The organism is Actinomycetospora sp. TBRC 11914 (assembly GCF_012933465.1).
Lineage (GTDB): Bacteria > Actinomycetota > Actinomycetes > Mycobacteriales > Pseudonocardiaceae > Actinomycetospora.
Map to the genome: position 1 here is coordinate 270,419 of NZ_JABBND010000003.1, position 17,209 is coordinate 287,627.

At 73.4% G+C, this 17,209-nt stretch carries 16 protein-coding genes; 3 read left to right on the top strand and 13 right to left on the bottom strand.

The window, feature by feature from the left end:
* Positions 1-63 precede the first annotated feature (63 nt).
* From ispG to dxr, 3 genes are all read right to left on the bottom strand, one after another.
* Positions 64-1,227: a flavodoxin-dependent (E)-4-hydroxy-3-methylbut-2-enyl-diphosphate synthase gene (gene ispG / locus HH311_RS09395; protein WP_169183351.1), complete on the bottom strand. Its 1,164-nt coding sequence runs from the start codon at positions 1,225-1,227 to the stop codon at positions 64-66.
* Positions 1,228-1,315: 88 nt separating this feature from the next.
* Complete coding sequence (locus tag HH311_RS09400) at positions 1,316-2,629, bottom strand: RIP metalloprotease (protein WP_169183424.1); 1,314 nt, start codon at positions 2,627-2,629, stop codon at positions 1,316-1,318.
* A gap of 48 nt (positions 2,630-2,677) precedes the next feature.
* A complete protein-coding gene (gene dxr / locus HH311_RS09405; protein WP_169183352.1) occupies positions 2,678-3,901 on the bottom strand; it encodes a 1-deoxy-D-xylulose-5-phosphate reductoisomerase in 1,224 nt (407 codons plus the stop codon).
* Between the two features lie 94 nt (positions 3,902-3,995).
* On the opposite strand from dxr, the gene HH311_RS31535 reads away from it, so the two are divergent.
* Positions 3,996-4,301 (top strand): DUF2631 domain-containing protein, encoded by a 306-nt coding sequence (locus HH311_RS31535; protein ID WP_169183353.1) that lies wholly within the window; start codon positions 3,996-3,998, stop codon positions 4,299-4,301.
* Between the two features lie 14 nt (positions 4,302-4,315).
* Positions 4,316-6,274, top strand: coding sequence for an amino acid transporter (locus HH311_RS09415; RefSeq protein ID WP_169183354.1), 1,959 nt, complete (start codon positions 4,316-4,318; stop codon positions 6,272-6,274).
* Positions 6,275-6,344: 70 nt separating this feature from the next.
* On the opposite strand, the gene HH311_RS09420 is transcribed toward HH311_RS09415, so the two are convergent.
* The gene (locus tag HH311_RS09420; RefSeq protein WP_169183355.1) at positions 6,345-7,736 is read right to left on the bottom strand and encodes an FAD-dependent oxidoreductase; all 1,392 of its coding nucleotides are present in this window, start codon (positions 7,734-7,736) and stop codon (positions 6,345-6,347) included.
* Between the two features lie 27 nt (positions 7,737-7,763).
* Between HH311_RS09420 and ligD the strand changes: the two genes are divergently transcribed.
* Positions 7,764-8,708 carry a non-homologous end-joining DNA ligase gene (gene ligD, locus HH311_RS09425; RefSeq protein ID WP_169183356.1) on the top strand — a complete coding sequence of 315 codons (945 nt, stop codon included), beginning with the start codon at positions 7,764-7,766 and terminating at the stop codon, positions 8,706-8,708.
* Between the two features lie 33 nt (positions 8,709-8,741).
* Here ligD and HH311_RS09430 read toward each other — a convergent pair whose 3' ends face one another.
* From HH311_RS09430 to rpsB, 9 genes are all read right to left on the bottom strand, one after another.
* Entirely contained in the window at positions 8,742-9,983 is a 1,242-nt protein-coding gene (locus HH311_RS09430; protein ID WP_169183357.1) for a GNAT family N-acetyltransferase, read from the bottom strand.
* Positions 9,984-10,015: 32 nt separating this feature from the next.
* Positions 10,016-11,209: a 23S rRNA (adenine(2503)-C(2))-methyltransferase RlmN gene (gene rlmN, locus HH311_RS09435; protein ID WP_248292340.1), complete on the bottom strand. Its 1,194-nt coding sequence runs from the start codon at positions 11,207-11,209 to the stop codon at positions 10,016-10,018.
* The gene (locus HH311_RS09440; protein ID WP_169183358.1) at positions 11,206-11,898 is read right to left on the bottom strand and encodes a hypothetical protein; all 693 of its coding nucleotides are present in this window, start codon (positions 11,896-11,898) and stop codon (positions 11,206-11,208) included. Before HH311_RS09440 ends, rlmN begins: the two co-directional genes overlap by 4 nt.
* A 105-nt stretch (positions 11,899-12,003) precedes the next feature.
* Complete coding sequence (locus HH311_RS09445) at positions 12,004-12,711, bottom strand: class I SAM-dependent methyltransferase (RefSeq protein WP_169183359.1); 708 nt, start codon at positions 12,709-12,711, stop codon at positions 12,004-12,006.
* A 23-nt stretch (positions 12,712-12,734) separates the two neighbouring features.
* Entirely contained in the window at positions 12,735-13,733 is a 999-nt protein-coding gene (locus HH311_RS09450) for a phosphatidate cytidylyltransferase (protein WP_312030034.1), read from the bottom strand.
* 49 nt (positions 13,734-13,782) lie between these two features.
* On the bottom strand, positions 13,783-14,340 hold the full coding sequence (gene frr, locus HH311_RS09455; protein ID WP_169183360.1) for a ribosome recycling factor: 558 nt from the start codon (positions 14,338-14,340) through the stop codon (positions 13,783-13,785).
* A gap of 33 nt (positions 14,341-14,373) precedes the next feature.
* Positions 14,374-15,150 carry a UMP kinase gene (gene pyrH / locus HH311_RS09460; RefSeq protein ID WP_282439548.1) on the bottom strand — a complete coding sequence of 259 codons (777 nt, stop codon included), beginning with the start codon at positions 15,148-15,150 and terminating at the stop codon, positions 14,374-14,376.
* Between the two features lie 86 nt (positions 15,151-15,236).
* The gene (gene tsf / locus HH311_RS09465) at positions 15,237-16,052 is read right to left on the bottom strand and encodes a translation elongation factor Ts (protein ID WP_169183361.1); all 816 of its coding nucleotides are present in this window, start codon (positions 16,050-16,052) and stop codon (positions 15,237-15,239) included.
* A gap of 88 nt (positions 16,053-16,140) precedes the next feature.
* A complete protein-coding gene (rpsB, locus tag HH311_RS09470; RefSeq protein ID WP_169183362.1) occupies positions 16,141-17,163 on the bottom strand; it encodes a 30S ribosomal protein S2 in 1,023 nt (340 codons plus the stop codon).
* Positions 17,164-17,209 lie beyond the last annotated feature (46 nt).

Sequence of the window (17,209 nt, forward strand, 5' to 3'; positions counted from 1 at the left end):
CACACCAGGCAGGCCGACCGGCGTCTGCGGATGCCGGACGTGCCCTCGCCGCGAGGCAGGGCGCTACCCGACGGTGACGGTGGGCGCGCCCCCGGCCTGGCCGCCGGCGAGCTCGTCCTCGCCCGACTCCTCGGCCAGCCGCATGGCCTCCTCGATCAGGGTCTCGACGATCTGCGCCTCGGGCACCGTCTTGATGACCTCGCCCTTGACGAAGATCTGGCCCTTGCCGTTGCCCGACGCCACGCCGAGGTCCGCGTCGCGGGCCTCGCCGGGGCCGTTGACGACGCAGCCCATGACGGCCACCCGCAGCGGCACCTCCATGCCCTCGAGCCCGGCGGTGACCTCGTCGGCGAGCTTGTAGACGTCGACCTGCGCGCGCCCGCACGACGGGCACGACACGATCTCGAGCTTGCGCGGGCGCAGGTTGAGCGACTCGAGGATCGACAGCCCGACCCGCACCTCCTCGATCGGCGGCGCCGAGAGCGAGACGCGGATGGTGTCGCCGATGCCGCGGGAGAGCAGCGCGCCGAACGCGGTCGCCGACTTGATCGTCCCCTGGAACGTCGGGCCGGCCTCGGTGACGCCGAGGTGCAGCGGGTAGTCGCACTGCTCGGCGAGGAGCTCGTAGGCGCGCACCATGGTCACCGGGTCGTGGTGCTTCACCGAGATCTTGATGTCGTGGTAGTCGTGCTCGGCGAACAGGCTCGCCTCCCACAGCGCGGACTCGACCAGCGCCTCGGGCGTCGCCTTGCCGTACTTCGCCATGATCGAGGGCTCGAGGGACCCGGCGTTGACCCCGATGCGGATCGGGATCCCGGCGTCCTTGGCGGCCTTCGCGATGTCGCCGACCTTGTCGTCGAACTTCTTGATGTTGCCCGGGTTCACGCGCACGCCCGCACAGCCGGCGTCGATCGCGGCGAACACGTACTTCGGCTGGAAGTGGATGTCGGCGATCACCGGGATGCCGGACTTCCTCGCGATCGCCGGCAGGGCCTCGGCGTCGTCGGCGGACGGGCAGGCCACGCGCACGATGTCGCAGCCCGCGGCGGTGAGCTCGGCGATCTGCTGCAGGGTGGCGTTGACGTCGGCCGTGAGCGTCGTCGTCATCGACTGGACCGACACCGGGTGGTCGCTGCCGACCCCGACGCCCCCGACGTCGAGCTGACGGGTCCTGCGGCGCGGCGCGAGCACCGCGGGCGCCTCCGGCATGCCCAGATCGATCGTCATGGCGTCCAGTCTGCTACAGCGCAGCGCACGACGCTGCCGTCGCGCACGTGAGCCGCGCTATCCCCCGACGACCGTCACCGGCGCGCCGTCAGAGGTTCAGCTTGATGGGGTTGACGATGTCCGCGACGATCACCAGCCCGCCGTAGAGCATGATCAGGATGGCGAACCCGTAGGCGATCGGCATGAGCCGGGCCATGTCCACCGGACCGGGGTCCGGGCGTCCCCGCATCCGCGCGAACCGCTTCTTCGCCGCCTCCCACAGCGCGGGCAGGATGTGCCCGCCGTCGAGGGGCAGGATCGGCAGCAGGTTCAGCAGGAACAGCGAGATGTTCACCGCGGCGAGCAGCTGCAGCATCGTCGCGATCTCGGTGGTCACCGGCTGGTCGGAGGCGAGGACCTCGCCGCCGAGCACCGACACCCCGACGACGCTGACCGGCCCGGCCGGGTCGCGCTGCTGGCCGAGGAACACCGCGCCGAACAGCGCCGGGACCTTGTGGGGCAGCGCCGCGATGCTCGTGACGACGTTGGAGAACATCTGGCCCGTGTAGTCCACGACCTGCCCGGGGGTCTGGCGCGTCACCGGCTGGATCGGGGTCAGCCCGAGGAAGGACCCGGTGACGTAGCGCGGTTGGCCGGACTGCGCCGAGTCGAGGTCGAGCAGCTGGGTCTGGATGAGTCGGGGGTACAGCGTCAGGGTCTGGACGCCGCCACCGGGCTGCGCCCGCTCGACGACGACCGGGACGGTCCCCTTGGCGTCCCGGATGGCGAGCTGCAGGTCCTGCCACGAGTCGAACGTGCGTCCCTCGAAGCTGACGATCCGGTCGCCGGCCCGGAACCCGGCCTGCGCGGCCGGGGTCGGCGGGGCGCCCGGCGGGCAGCGGTTGTCGGGGGTCGCCTGGGAGGCGGGCACCACGCACTCGCTGACCGCGCTGACGACGGGCTGCGAGGTCGGGATCCCGAAGCCCATGAGCACGATGATGAACAGCACCGCGGCCAGGACCAGGTTCATGAACGGCCCGGCGAACATCACGACGATGCGCTGCCACGGCTTGCGCGTCCAGAACTGCCGTTCCTCGTCGCCGGGCATGATGTCGCGCGCCGAGTCGGCCCGGACGTCGTCGATGAGCCCCTGGAACGGCCCCGACCGCCGGCTGCGGCCGATGCGCTCGCCGGGGGCGGGCGGCACCATCCCGATCATCCGGATGTAGCCACCCAGCGGGATGGCCTTGATCCCGAACGAGGTCTCGCCGCGCTGACGGGAGAACAGGGTCGGCCCGAACCCGACCATGAACTCCGGCACCCGGACCCCGAACCACCGCGCGGTCGTGAAGTGGCCGAGCTCGTGCCAGGCGATGGAGAACAGCAGACCGAGCGCGAAGAGCACGATCCCGACGACGAGCATCACGGGGCGCCACGGTATCTGGAGCCCCGGTGATCCCGACGTGGGGCGTCAGCGACCTCGGGCGCGCGCCGCCCCCAGGATCTCCCCCGCGCGGGCCCGCGCCCAGTCCTCGGCGGCGAGCACGTCGGCCACGTCGGCGGGGTCGCGCGACCACCCGTCCGCGGCGCTGAGCACCTCCGCGACGGTGTCGACGATGCCCAGCCACGTGCCCCGCCCGGCGAGGAACCCGCGCACGGCCTCCTCGTTCGCGGCGTTGAACACCGCCGGGAGGCAGCCGCCCGCCGACCCGGCCGCCCGCGCCAGGTCCACCGCCGGGAAGGCCGTCGCGTCGAGGGGCTCGAACGTCCACGCCGACGCCGCGGCGAACGTCTCCCGCCGCGACGCCCCCGCCAGCCGCTCCGGCCAGCCGAGCGCGAGCGCGATCGGCAGGTGCATGTCGGGCGGGCTCGCCTGCGCGATCGTCGCGCCGTCGGCGAAGGTCACCATCGAGTGGACCATCGACTGCGGGTGCACGACGACGTCGATCCGCTCGTAGGGCACCCCGAACAGCAGGTGCGCCTCGATGAGCTCGAGGCCCTTGTTGACCAGCGTCGACGAGTTCAGCGTCACCACCGGACCCATCGCCCACGTCGGGTGGGCGAGGGCGTCGTCGAGGGCGACCTCGGCGAGCTCCGCGCGGCTGCGGCCCCGGAACGGCCCCCCGGAGGCGGTGAGCACGATCCGGTCGACCTCGCTCGCCGACCCGGAGCGCAGGCACTGCGCGATCGCGGAGTGCTCGGAGTCCACCGGCACGATCTGGCCGGGGGTCGCCGCGCGGGTCACCAGCGGCCCGCCGGCGACCAGCGACTCCTTGTTCGCCAGCGCGAGCGTCGCGCCGGCGCGCAGCGCGGCGAGGGTCGGCGCGAGCCCCCGCGACCCGTCCACCGCGTTGAGCACGACGCTGCCCGGGCCGGCCGCGCCGGCGACCTCGGTCAGGGCGTCGGGGCCCGCGACGACGGCGGCCCGCGAGCCGGCCGCGCGCAGGGCGTGCTCGACGGGGGCCGCCGCAGCCAGGTCGGCCACGGCCACCGTCGCCACCCCGAACTCCGCGGCCTGCGCGGCGAGCAGCTCGGGGCGCCCGCCGCCGGCGGCCAGCGCGGTGACGGTGAGGCGGTCGGGGTGGGTCCGCACGACGTCGAGCGCCTGGGTGCCGATCGACCCGGTGGAGCCGAGGAGGACCACCGGGCGGCGGTCGGGCGCGGTCTGCGGTGCGGAGGTGGCCATCACCGCCATCCTGGCCCGCCCACCGATCGCCCCGCGAGCCGCGGGCGGATAGGTTGGCGCGCGAGCCCCCGGGACCGGGGACACGAACCGCGAGGAGGACCCGGTGGCGAGCAGCTCGACGCCTGCCCGTCAGGCGCACGGCGAGGTCGCGCAGGGCGACACGCACCGCGCGGTCGTCGTCAACGGCGTGTCGTCCGACGACGAGCCCTCGGTCGAGTGGGGGTGGCACGGGCACTACCCGAAGGTCGCCCGGCTCGCCGGCTTCGTCGTCGCGGCCGTCTGCCTGATCCTGCTCCACGGCAACCACGTGGGGAAGGAGGAGGACATCTGGCTGGTGGTCATCGCCATCGCCTTCTTCTCACTCTCCCTCGGCTCCGTCATCCGCGCCCGCACCTCCTGGCGCCGCTGACGCGTTCCCGCGGTGTGACCGACACGAGCACGCGCCCGGCGGCGCTGCGGCGCTGGCTGCTCGAGGGCCTGGTCGACCGCTCCAGCCGCCACACCGGCCCCGGTGTCCGGGGACCGGACCCCACCGAGGGCAAGCCGTGGTGGCGCGTCATGTGCCTCACCGGCGTCGACTACTTCTCGACGCTGGGCTACCAGCCGGCCGTCGCGGTGGCGGCCGCCGGGCTGGTCTCGCCGATCGCCACGATCGTGCTGGTCGCCCTGACCCTGCTCGGGGCGCTGCCGATCTACCGGCGCGTCGCGCGGGAGTCGCCGCGCGGTGAGGGCTCGGTCGCGATGCTCGAGCGGCTGCTGTCGTACTGGTGGTCCAAGCTGCTCGTGCTCGTGCTGCTCGGGTTCGCCGCCACCGACTTCGTCATCACCATCACGCTCTCCGCGGCCGACGCGTCGGCGCACGTCGTCGAGAACCCCCTCGTCGGCGGCGCGCTGTCCGGCTGGGAGGTGCCGCTGACGATCGGCCTGATCCTGCTGCTCGGCGCGGTGTTCCTCGCCGGGTTCCACGAGGCCATCGGGATCGCGGTCGTCATCGTCGGGGTCTACCTGGTGATGAACCTCGTCGTCGTGGTCGGCGCGCTGGTGAGGATCGCGACCGCGCCGCAGCTCGTCGTCGACTGGGGCGCGGCGCTGACCCAGAGCCACGGCGGGAACGTCTTCGCGATCATCGGGATCGCCCTGCTCGTGTTCCCCAAGCTCGCGCTCGGGCTCTCCGGCTTCGAGACCGGCGTGACGGTGATGCCGCTGATCCGGGGCGCCGAGGGCGACACCGAGCGCTCCCCCGAGGGCCGCATCGCCGGGGCCCGCAAGCTCCTCACGACGGCGGCACTGATCATGAGCGCCTTCCTGGTCACCTCGAGCTTCGCGTGCACCGTGCTCATCCCGCTGCCGGCGTTCGCCCCGGACGGGCCCGCCAACGGGCGCGCGCTGGCCTACCTCGCCCACGAGCAGTTCGGCGACGTGATCGGCACCGCCTACGACCTCTCGACGATCGTCATCCTCTGGTTCGCGGGGGCCTCGGCGATGGCCGGGCTGCTCAACCTCGTCCCGCGCTACCTCCCGCGCTACGGCATGGCGCCGGACTGGGCCCGCGCGGTGCGGCCGATGGTCGTGGTGTTCACGCTGATCGGCATCGTCGTGACGGTCATCTTCGACGCGAGCGTCGACGCCCAGTCCGGGGCGTACGCGACCGGCGTCCTGGTGCTCATCACCTCCGCGTCGATCGCGGTGACGCTCTCGGCACGCAAGCACGGGCAGCGGGCGGCGTTCGCCGGGTTCGCCGTGGTGAGCGTCGTGTTCGTCTACACGACGGTGACGAACATGGTCGAGCGGCCCGAGGGCCTCAAGATCGGCCTCATCTTCGTGGTGGCGATCATGGTCGTCTCCTTCGCCTCGCGGGCGGCGCGGTCCTTCGAGCTGCGCATCACCGCCGTGCACCTCGACGCCGAGGCCGACGCGGTCCTGCGCGAGGCGCACACCGAGGACCCGGAGTCGACGATCCGGCTCATCGCGAACGAGCCCGACCGCCGCGACCACGCCGAGTACCACGACAAGGAGCTCGAGGAGCGCTACGACCACCACATCCCGTCCGGTGACGCGCTGATCTTCGTGGAGATCACCGTCGGGGACCCCTCGGACTTCGAGGAGGAGCTCCACGTCCACGGCGAGCACCGGCACGGCTACCGCATCCTGCGGGCGCGGGCGGCCAGCGTGCCCAACGCGATCGCGGCGCTGCTGCTCGAGCTGCGCGACCGGACCGGCCGGGTGCCCCACGTCTACTTCGAGTGGACCGAGGGCAACCCCGCGATCAACCTCGTGCGCTACCTGCTTTTCGGGGTCGGCGAGGTCGCGCCGGTCGCCCGCGAGGTGCTCCGGGAGGCCGAGCCGGACCCGGCCCGGCGGCCGGCGGTGCACGTCGGGTAGGTGGCCTCCGGCCTCGTGAGCAGAAAGTGTCGGTATAGCGACACTTTGTGCTCACGAGCGCGGAGCGCACCTATGCGGGCGAGACCGGCATGTTCCCCTCGACGGCCTTCGCGGCCTTCCGGGCCGCGACCAGGACGGCGTCCCAGACCGGCGAGAACGGCGGCGCGTAGGACAGGTCCATGAACGTCATCTCCTCGACGTCCATGTGGTGCCAGATCGCCGTGGCGAACACGTCGATCCGCTTCGCCGACTCGGCCCGCCCGACGATCTGCGCGCCGAGCAGCTTCCCGGTCCGCTTCTCGGCGAGCACCTTCACCGTCATCGTCTCCGCGCCCGGGAAGTAGCCCGCGACGTTGGTCGACTCGATCGTCGTCGTCACGTAGCCGTAGCCCGCCGCCCTCGCCTCGGCCTCCCCGAGCCCCGTCCGGCCGATCTCCAGCGAGCACACCTTCGAGATCGCGGTGCCCAGGACGCCGGGGAACGCCCCGTAGCCGCCGGCGAGGTTCGTGCCGATGATCCGACCGTGCTTGTTGGCGTGGGTGCCGAGCGCGATCGCCACGCCCTTCTTCGACAGTCGGTGGTGGACCTCGACGCAGTCGCCGCCGGCCCAGACGTTGTCGTGGCCCACGCAGCGCATCTGGACGTCGGTGACGAGCCCGCCGGACTCCCCCACCGTCAGCCCGGCCTCCCGCGCGAGGTCCACGTTGGGCCGCACCCCAAGCCCGAGCACGACGATGTCCGCGGGGATCGTCTCCCGGTCGGTCCGCACCGCGGTGACCCGGCCGTCGTCACCGACGTCGAAGCCCTCCACGGTGACCCCGTTGAGCACCGTCATCCCCATGCCCTGCATGGCCTCGCGCACGATCGCCCCCATGTCGGGGTCGATCTGGGTGAAGGGCTCGGGCGCGTGGTCGAGGATCGTCACCTCGAGGTCGCGCAGCACCATCGCCTCGGCCATCTCGACGCCGATGTAGCCGGCGCCGACGACGACGGCCCGCCGACGGCCACCGTCGCCGAGATCGGAGATGATCGCCTCGCCGTCCTCCAGCGACTGCACCCCGAAGATGCCCTCGGCGTCGATGCCGTCGAGCGGCGGGCGCAGGGGCCGCGCGCCGGTGGCGATCACGAGGTCGTCGTAGGAGATCTCGCCGTCGTCACCGTCGCCGTCGACCGCGCGGAACGACACCACCTGCTTCTCGAGGTCGATCGCCGTGGCCTCGGTGCGCATCCGCACGTCGATGCCGGCCTCGCGGTGCTCCTCGGGCCCGCGGGCGACCAGCGAGTCGCCGTCGGAGACCGTGCCCCCGACCCAGTACGGGATGCCGCACGCCGAGTACGACGTGTAGTGCCCGCTCTCCAGCACGGTCACCTCGACCTCGCCGGACCCGGCGTGGCGCAGCGCCGTGCTGGCCGCGCTCATGCCGGTGGCGTCCCCGCCGATCACGACGATGCGACGGGTCATCTGCCGAACCTCCGATACCGTGCCCACGTGGCGGAAGCAGCCGAGCTCGAGGTCGAGGGCCGCACGGTGCGCCTGACGAACCCGGACAGGGTGTACTTCTCCGCGCGCGGCGAAACGAAACTCGATCTCGCCCACTACTACCTCGCGGTCGGCCCCGGCATCGTCAACGCCCTGCGCGACCGGCCCTGCATGCTCCACCGCTTCCCCACCGGGGTCGACGGCGAGAAGGTCCACCAGAAGCGGCTCCCGAAGGGCGCGCCGGACTGGGTCCCGACGGTGCGGGTCCGCTTCCCCCGCTACAACCGCACCGCCGACGAGCTCTGCGTGTCCTCGGTCGCGGACGTCGTGTGGGCGGTGCAGATGTCGACCGTCGAGTTCCACCCGTGGAACTCCCGCGCCGCCGACGTCGAGTCCCCCGACGAGTGGCGCATCGACCTCGACCCGATGCCCGACGTCGGGTTCGGCACCGTCCGCGAGGTCGCCGCGGTGGTGCACGAGGTCCTCGACGAGCTCGGCGCCGTCGGCTTCCCCAAGACCTCCGGCGGCAAGGGCCTGCACATCTACGTGCGGATCGCGCCCGAGCACTCCTTCGGGGAGGTCCGGCGGGCGGCGTGGGCGTTCGCGCGCGAGGTCGAGCGCCGCGCACCGAAGCTGGTGACGACGGCGTGGTGGCGCAAGGACCGCGAGCCCGGCACGGTCTTCGTCGACTACAACCAGAACACCCGCGACCACACGATCGCCTCGGCGTACTCGGTGCGCGGGACGCCGCTCGGGATCGTGTCGGCGCCGGTGCGCTGGGACGAGGTCGGAGACGTCGAGCCGGGGGACTTCACGATCGCGACGATGCCCGCGCGGTTCGCCGAGACCGGGGACCTGCACGCCGGGATCGACGAGGCGGTGTTCGACATCGCGCCGCTGCTCGAGTGGGCCGACCGCGACGACGCCGAGGAGCCCGAGGCGCCGGAGGTCTGAGCCGCCCAGGGTCGGCCGCTAGAACGCCATCCTCTAGAACCCGAGCCCGTTCCAGGGCACGGACGGCGCCGCGAGCAGCCGGGCCAGCCGGCCCGCCGCCCCGGCCGACGCCTCCTCGAGCAGGCCGGCCCGCGCCAGCACCCGCGGGTCGACCCCGCCGAGGACCACCGAGCCGAGCGCGCTCACCGGCAGCACGACGTCGGCCTCGTCGCGGGTGGGTCCGACGGCGGGGGCGAGCCGGTCGTGGGTGTCGAGACGCCACCGCCCGGGGGTGTGCCCGGCGTCGTCGGCGACCTCCAGCACGATCGCGTCCTCGAGCGGGTAGCGCCGCGCGGCGAGCAGGGCGGGCGCGTCGAGCACCCGCAGCCAGAGCATCGCCCGCTCCCCCTCGACGGTGACCGCGCGGTGGTCGTCGAGGAGCCACGGCACCGGCTCGTCGACCGAGGCGTGCTCCCACGTGACGGTGCCGACGAGGTCGTGCGAGCACAGGTGGCGCCACAGCTCCTGGTACGCCCGGGGTGTCGTGGCCTGCAGGTCGATGATCCCGAGCGTGGCGGCCCCCGTCGCGTACCAGCCCTCCTCCAGGCGGTGCACGACGTAGCCGGCGGGCGTGCCGTCGTCGTCGCGCCAGACGGCGACCTGCCGCCGGCGGTCGGGCTCGAGGCCGTTGTGGGCGACGGCGCCGGTGAGGACGGCGTCCCACTGCGCCGGGGTGCGGGCCAGGGCCCCGGGGTGACGACGGCGGGCGCGGGCGTGCACCGGCCCGGCGAGGGCCAGCGCGGCGTCGGGCCGGTCGACGAGCTCGACGGTGCCGCGTGGCACCGGGTCGCGGAAGCGGGCCCGCGTCATGTCGACCCGGATGGTGCGGGACAGCGTGGCGAGGCCGAACCCGAAGCGCTCGTAGAGCGAGCCCTGGGTCGAGGTGAGCACCGCGGCCGGGGTGCCCGCGCGGACCGCGGCGGCCAGGTCCTCGGCGAGCAGGCGCCGGGCGAGGCCGCGGCGGCGGTGGGTGGAACGGACGCCGATCCCGGTGACCGCGTCGGCGGTGACGGCGCCGCCCGGCACCGTCAGCTCGGCGTCCCAGGAGCGGAGGGTGGCGACCGGCGACGGGTCGGGGTCGGCATAGGCGCCGCGGAGCCGCTGCCCCTCGAGCCCGGCCCCGACCCGCGCCAGCAGGTCGGTGTCCAGTCGCGGCCCGAGGAAGGCCGCCAGCATCGCCCGCGTCCAGGCGACGGTGCCGGCGTCGGCCGAGCCCTCGGTGACCCGCGGGGTCATCGACCGGACGACCGCTCCGGCGTCGGGCACCCTCAGCCCGCCGTCGCGGGGTCGTCGACCCGGCTCCGCTCCGCTCCGCGGGCGGCCAACTGTCCGCAGGCCGCCGCGATCTCGCGACCGCGGGTGTCGCGCACCGTGCACGCGACCCCGCCCTGGCGCACCCGCCGCACGAACTCCGCCTGGACCGGCGCCGGGCTCGCGTCCCACTTGCTGCCCGGCGTCGGGTTGAGCGGGATGAGGTTGACGTGCACGAGCCGGCCCAGGTGCTTCTGGGCGAGCTTCGCGAGCAGGTCGGCGCGCCACGGCTGGTCGTTGATGTCCCGGATGAGGGCGTACTCGATCGACACCCGCCGTCCGGTGACGTCGGCGTAGTGGCGGGCGGCCTCGAACACCTCGCGGACCGGCCAGCGGGTGTTGACCGGGACCAGGGTGTCGCGCAGCTCGTCGTCGGGGGTGTGCAGCGAGACCGCGAGCGTGACCTGGAGGCCCTCGTCGGCGAGCCGGTGGATCGCCGGGACGAGGCCGACCGTGGAGACGGTGACGCTGCGCTGCGAGATGCCGAGGCCCTCGGGCGCCGGGTCGCAGATGCGGTGCACCGCGTCGACCACCCGCCGGTAGTTGGCGAGCGGCTCGCCCATCCCCATGAAGACGATGTTCGACAGCCGGGCGGGGACGCCCTTGCCGAGCGCCCCGTCGCGGGCCGCCGCGGCGGCCGACCGGACCTGCTCGACGATCTCCGCCGTCGACATGTTGCGCTGCAGCCCGCCCTGCCCCGTCGCGCAGAACGGGCAGGCCATCCCGCAGCCGGCCTGGCTGGAGATGCAGACCGTGGCGCGGTCGGAGTAGCCCATGAGGACGCTCTCGACCAGGGCGCCGTCGCCGGCGCGCCACAGCGTCTTGCGGGTCGCGCCGCCGTCGCAGTCGACCACCGACGCCGGCTCGAAGAGCGGTGGGAAGAGCCCGGCCAGCGTCTCGCGCGCGGCGGCCGGCAGATCGGTCATCGCCGCCGGGTCGCCCTCGTAGCGGCCGAAGTACTGCCGGGCGACCTGGTCGGCCCGGAAGCCCGGCAGGCCGAGCTCGGTGACGGCGGCCCGGCGCTCGTCGGGCGCGAGGTCGGCGAAGTGCCGGGGCGGCCGGGTGCGCCGCGTGCCGGTGCCCGAGAGGGACAGGACCGGCAGCGGGGTCGCGTCCTGGGGTACGGCGTCGTCGTCGGGGAGTGCGCTCATCTCATCCGGTCCCGCAGGGTCTCGACCAGGCCGATGCGGTCCGCGGCCGAGACCAGCACCAGCACGCCGCAGAGCAGGCCCAGCAGGCCCTGCGACACGAAGCTCGACGTCTCCTGGGTGGACAGCAGCGCCGCGAGCACACCGAGGACGATCAGCGCGATGCCGAGCCACTGCGTCGGCCGCTGCCCGGTCGAGCGGGCGAGCCCGAGGAAGGCGACCCCGGTGATCACGGCCGCGATCCCGGGGGCGAACGCCGACTCCGAGATCAGCCCGAGCAGCACCGAGACCACGACGATGCCGCCGACCGCGAAGGCGCCGTAGCGCAACAGGTCCCCGGAGCTCCGGGCGTCGAGCGTCCGCGAGCCCCGGCGCCGGTTCTCGACGAGGACGAACACCACCAGCGCGATGCCGGCCGCCAGCAGGAGCGTGCCCGCCCCGTCCGAGCCCAGCCCCAGGCTCCCCACCGTCAGCCAGGCGACGCCGACCAGGCACTCCACGATCACCGGGTCGAGCCGGATCGCCGAGCGGGGCGGGCGGCCGCCCTGGCCCGGGCCGCGGGAGCTGGGCCGGTTGCCGCCGCGGGGCGGGCCGGACGGTCCACCCGGGCCGTTCGGTCGCTGGAAGCCGGCCGGGCCCTGTCCACCGCGATAGGGGTCACCCGGGTACGGGCCGGGGTGCGGGTACGACACGCCTCCACGGTAGTCGCGTCGCGGAGCGGCGTCGGCGGGCAGGGGGACGCTCCGGCGCTCGTCGGGCCCGCCCGAGAGCGGTGTGCCCCTCGCGGGCCGGGTGGGTCAGCCCCGCTCGGAGCGCACCAGCCCGCTCGGACGGCGACGCACGTGGATCCGGTACGCGACCGGCAGCGCGAGCCCGGGCGTGCCGGCCGCGGCGCGATCGGCCACGGAGGGGGTGAACTCGATGTGCAGCACCGCCGAGAGGGTCCCGCGGTCCGGGAAGCGCCACAGGGTGTCGACCCGCCGCGTCGAGAACCCGTGTTCGGTGAAGAACCGTTCGGCGGCCCGCGGGTCGTAGCCCGGCGCCGAGGCCCGCATCCAGGCGCCGTAGGAGTGGCGGGTGGCGTCGAGATCGACGACCACCAGCGCGCCGCCGGGCCGCAGCACCCGCTCGGCCTCGGCCAGCCCCGGCTCGCACCCCGGGCCGAAGAAGTAGGCGGTGCGGGCGTGGACGACGTCGGCCGAGTCGTCGGGCAGCGGCAGCGCCGCGGCGCTCCCGCCGAGCACGGACACCGACGCGAGCCCCCGGCACCGGGCCCGCGCCCGGGTCACCAGCGGCGGGTGCGGCTCGACCCCGACGACGTGGCGCGCCCGGGCGGCGAACCGGGGCAGGTGGTAACCGTCGCCGCACCCGACGTCGACGACGTCGACCCCGTCGAGGTCCACGGACTCCTCGAGCGCCTCCCAGAGGGCGCCGGTGGCGTCCTGGGCGGCGTTCTCGGCCTCGTAGACGTCGGGCCAGCGCCAGATGTTGGGGCTCTCGGCCACCCCGGGGAACGACACCGGCGTCGTCAGGCGACGGTGGGGACGAGCAGGAAGAGCAGCAGCCAGGCCACCGGCGCGGAGGTGACGAGGGAGTCCAGCCGCTCCATGAGACCGCCGTGCCCCGGGATCGTGTGGCCCATGTCCTTGATCCCGAGGTCACGCTTGACCAGCGACTCGACGAGGTCGCCGATCACGGCCGTGCACACGAGCACCGGCCCGACGACGAGCCCGTACCACCACGGCGCGTGCAGCAGCCACATCAACGACAGCGCGGCGCCCGCGGCGCCGAGCACCATCGACCCGGCCAGCCCCTCCCAGGACTTCTTCGGGCTGACCTTGGGGGCCATCGGGTGCTTGCCGAACAGCACCCCGGCCGCGTAGCCGCCGGTGTCGGAGCAGACCACGACGATGAGGAAGGTCAGGACGCGGGCCGTCCCGTCGGCCGGGACCACCAGCATCGCGCCGAAGGCCATGCACAGCGGGATCCAGCAGAGCACGAGCATCGAGGCGCCGACGTCGCGCACGAAGCCGGCCGCGCCCAGGCGCATCCGCCACACGAAGCACCCCAGCACCGTGACCATCAGCGAGCCGAGGATGCCCTCGGTGCCGAAGGGCCACGAGAGCCAGATCATCGCCTGGCCGCCGATGAGCACCGGGACCCGCGAGAGCCGGATCCCGGCCGCCCGGTTCAGCGCGCCGAAGACCTCCCACGTCCCGATGACGGCCGAGACGGCGACGATCGCGATCCAGGCCTGCCGGACGGTGAGCAGCGCGACGATGATCACCGCGCCCATCAGCAGGGCGACCCCGATGGCGAGCGGGAGGTTGCGGCCGGCGCGGGAGCCGGAGCCCTTGTCGCCCGAGGTCGCGGGCTCCGACCCGGTGGAGCCGGAGTCGTCGGGCACGGGGCCGGCAGACCCGGGGTCGCCCGTCCCGGAGCCCGTCGCCCCGGAACCCGTCGGCCCCGAGCCGTTCGACGACGGGGCCGCGTCCGACGGGACGGGCCCCGCCACGTCCTCCGCCACCGCGGACCTCCCCGATCGAGGACCCGGCGCCGGCGCCGGGTGGAGCCGCTCAGACCTCGAGCAGCTCGCTCTCCTTGGCCTTGACCATGTCGTCGATCTTGGCCACGTACGTGGCGGTGGTGCTCTCGAGCTCCTTCTCGGCGCGGCCGACCTCGTCCTCGCCGGCCTCGCCGTCCTTGGCGATGCGCTGCAGCTCGGACATCGCGGAGCGCCGGACGCTGCGGATCGAGACCCGCGCGTCCTCACCCTTGCTGCGCGCCACCTTGACCATGTCGCGCCGGCGCTCCTCGGAGAGCTCCGGGAACACCACGCGGATGATCGTGCCGTCGTTGGAGGGGTTGACGCCGAGGTCGGAGTCGCGGATGGCGCGCTCCATGACGCCCAGCGAGCTCACGTCGTAGGGCTTGATGACCGCCATGCGCGCCTCGGGCACCGACACCGACGCGAGCTGCGGCAGCGGCGTGTACGAGCCGTAGTACTCGACGTTGATGCGGTTGAACATCGCGGGGCTCGCCCGGCCGGTCCGCACGCCGGAGAGGTCCTCCCGCGCGACGCTGACGGCCTTCTCCATCTTCTCCTCGGCGTCGAGGAGGGTCTCGTCGATCACTGGGGTCACTCCTCTCTCGCCGTCGAGGCCTGCTCAGTGCTGCGCCGGTGTGTGCACCAGCGTGCCGATCCTCTCACCCCGCACCGCCCGCCCGATGTTCCCCTCGACCAGCAGGTTGAACACCATGATGGGCATCTGGTTGTCCATGCAGAGACTGAAGGCGGTGGCGTCCGCGACCTTCAGACCCTTCTCGAGGACCTCGCGGTGCGTGATCTCGGTGAACATGGTGGCCGTCGGGTCGATCTTGGGGTCGGCCGTGAACACGCCGTCGACGCCCTTGGCCAGCAGGACGACCTCGCACTCGATCTCGAGGGCCCGCTGCGCGGCGGTGGTGTCGGTGGAGAAGTAGGGCATCCCGACGCCGGCGCCGAAGATGACGACGCGGCCCTTCTCGAGGTGGCGGATCGCGCGCCGCGGGATGTAGGACTCGGCGACCTGGCCCATCGTGATGGCGGTCTGCACGCGCGTGTCGATGTGGTGCTCGCGCTCGAGGAAGTCCTGCAGCGCCAGGCAGTTCATGACGGTGCCCAGCATGCCCATGTAGTCGCTGCGCTGGCGCTGCATCCCGGCCTGGGAGAGCTCCTCGCCGCGGAAGAAGTTGCCGCCGCCGATGACGACCGCGATCTGCACCCCGGACCGCACGACCTCGGCGATCTGGCGGGCGACGGTGCGCACGACCGTCGGGTCGACCCCGACGCCGCCCCCACCGAACATCTCGCCACCGAGCTTGAGCAGCACCCGGCGTCGGGGTCCCGGCTCCCGGCCCTCGGTCAGGACCGCCGACGCGTCGGCGATCTCCGTTCCGGCCATGGCGACGGCTCCCCTCGTCGGAGTGGGCTCGGAGGTGGCCGCCGTCCGGGTCCGCGTCGTCCCGCGGACCCGGACGGCGGGACGGCTCAGGGCTGGCCGACCTCGAAGCGGGCGAAGGTGCGCAGCTCGACGCCCGCGTCCTTCAGCACCGCCCCGACCGACTTCTTGTCGACGGAGACCGAGTCCTGCTCGAGCAGGACGGTGTCCTTGAAGTACCCGTTGAGCCGACCCTCGACGATCCGGTCGATGATCTTCTCGGGCTTGCCCTCCTCGCGCGCGGTGGCCTCGGCGACGCGGCGCTCGCCGTCGAGGACGTCGGCCGGCACCTCCTCGCGCGTGGTGTACAGCGGGCGGGCGGCCGCGACCTGCATCGCGGCGCCGCGCGCGGCGTCCTCGTCGTCGCCCGTGTAGGACACGACGACGCCGATCGCCGGCGGCAGGTCGGAGGAACGACGGTGCAGGTACGTCGCGGTCGGCCCGTCCAGGGTCACGACGCGGCGCAGCTCGAGCTTCTCGCCGATGCGGGCGGAGAGCGCCTGCACGGCGTCCTCGACGGTGCCGTCGCCCAGCTTCGCGGCCTTGAGGGCCTCGAGGTCGGTCGCGTGCTCGGCGATCGCGACGCCGAGGACGTCGTCGGCGAGCTGGACGAAGTCGGGGTTCTTGGCGACGAAGTCGGTCTCGGAGTTCAGCTCGATCATCGAGCCGTCGCGGGCGGCCACCACGCCGTTGGCGGTGGTGCGGCCGGCACGCTTGCCGACGTCCTTGGCGCCCTTGATGCGCAGCGCCTCGATGGCCTTGTCGAAGTCGCCGTCGTTCTCCTCCAGCGCCTTCTTGCAGTCCATCATCCCGGAGCCGGTGGCTTCGCGGAGCTTCTTCACGTCGGCGGCGGTGTAGTTCGCCATCGTGGGTCCCCTCGTGGGTCTTCGCTGGTGGGAGTGGGTGGAGCCGGGCCGGGCGGCGGCCGCCGGGGTGGCGGCCGCCGCCGTGGCGTCAGCGGCTCGCGCGGCCGTTCTGCGGGGTGCCCGCGGACGGCGCGGCGTCGATCGCGTTGTCGTCCTCGCCGCCCGGCGTCTCGGCGACACCCGCGGTGCGGTCCGGACGGTCGGGCCCACCCGGGCCGCGGTTCGGCGTCCCCTGGGTCGACTCGTGGGCCTCGGTGTGGACCTCGGCCTCGGGGCTCGCGACCGGCACGTCACCGGGGGCGTCCACCGCCGAGTTCGACGGCAGGCTCTCCGGCGCCGAGGCACCGTCGCCACCGACCGCGGTGAACTCGCGCTCGACGGCGGCGTCGGCGGCGGGCTCCTCCTCGGTGCCGCTCTGGCGCCGGCCCCGGTCCTGCAGCCCGTCGGCGCACGCCTGCGCGACGACCTTGGTCAGCAGCGCGGCCGAGCGGATCGCGTCGTCGTTGCCCGGGATCGGGTAGTCGACCTCGTCCGGGTCACAGTTCGTGTCGAGGATCGCGACGACCGGGATGTTGAGCTTGCGCGCCTCGCCGACCGCGATGTGCTCCTTCTTGGTGTCCACGATCCACACCGCGCTCGGGACGCGGGCCATGTCGCGGATACCGCCGAGGGTCTTCTCGAGCTTCTCGTGCTCACGGGTGAGCATGAGGATCTCCTTCTTGGTGCGACCCTCGAAGCCGCCCGACTGCTCCATCGCCTCGAGCTCCTTGAGGCGCTGCAGCCGCTTGTGCACGGTCTGGAAGTTCGTGAGCATGCCGCCCAGCCAGCGCTGGTTGACGAAGGGCATCCCGACGCGGGTCGCCTCGTCGTCGATCGCTTCCTGGGCCTGCTTCTTCGTGCCGACGAAGAGGATGGTCCCGCCGTGGGCGACCGTCTGCTTCACGAAGTCGTAGGCGCGGTCCACGTAGGACAGCGTCTGCTGCAGGTCGATGATGTAGATGCCGTTGCGCTCGGTGAAGATGAAGCGACGCATCTTGGGGTTCCAGCGCCGGGTCTGGTGTCCGAAGTGGACACCGGAGTCCAGCAGCTGTCGCATGGTGACGACGGCCATGGTGGTCGTGCTACCTCGGTCTCTGTCCGGCCCGCGGGCGGGCCTG

Excerpts from the sequence above, each read along its gene's own strand:
- HH311_RS09430 (WP_169183357.1), bottom strand. The coding sequence starts at position 9,983 with ATGACCCCGCGGGTCACCGAGGGCTCGGCCGACGCCGGCACCGTCGCC.
- HH311_RS09420 (WP_169183355.1), bottom strand. The coding sequence starts at position 7,736 with ATGACCCGTCGCATCGTCGTGATCGGCGGGGACGCCACCGGCATGAGC.
- pyrH (WP_282439548.1), bottom strand. The coding sequence starts at position 15,150 with ATGGCCGGAACGGAGATCGCCGACGCGTCGGCGGTCCTGACCGAGGGC.
- rpsB (WP_169183362.1), bottom strand. The coding sequence starts at position 17,163 with ATGGCCGTCGTCACCATGCGACAGCTGCTGGACTCCGGTGTCCACTTC.
- dxr (WP_169183352.1), bottom strand. The coding sequence starts at position 3,901 with ATGGCGGTGATGGCCACCTCCGCACCGCAGACCGCGCCCGACCGCCGC.
- HH311_RS09400 (WP_169183424.1), bottom strand. The coding sequence starts at position 2,629 with ATGCTCGTCGTCGGGATCGTGCTCTTCGCGCTCGGTCTGCTGTTCTCC.
- ispG (WP_169183351.1), bottom strand. The coding sequence starts at position 1,227 with ATGACGATCGATCTGGGCATGCCGGAGGCGCCCGCGGTGCTCGCGCCG.
- rlmN (WP_248292340.1), bottom strand. The coding sequence starts at position 11,209 with ATGAGCGCACTCCCCGACGACGACGCCGTACCCCAGGACGCGACCCCG.
- tsf (WP_169183361.1), bottom strand. The coding sequence starts at position 16,052 with ATGGCGAACTACACCGCCGCCGACGTGAAGAAGCTCCGCGAAGCCACC.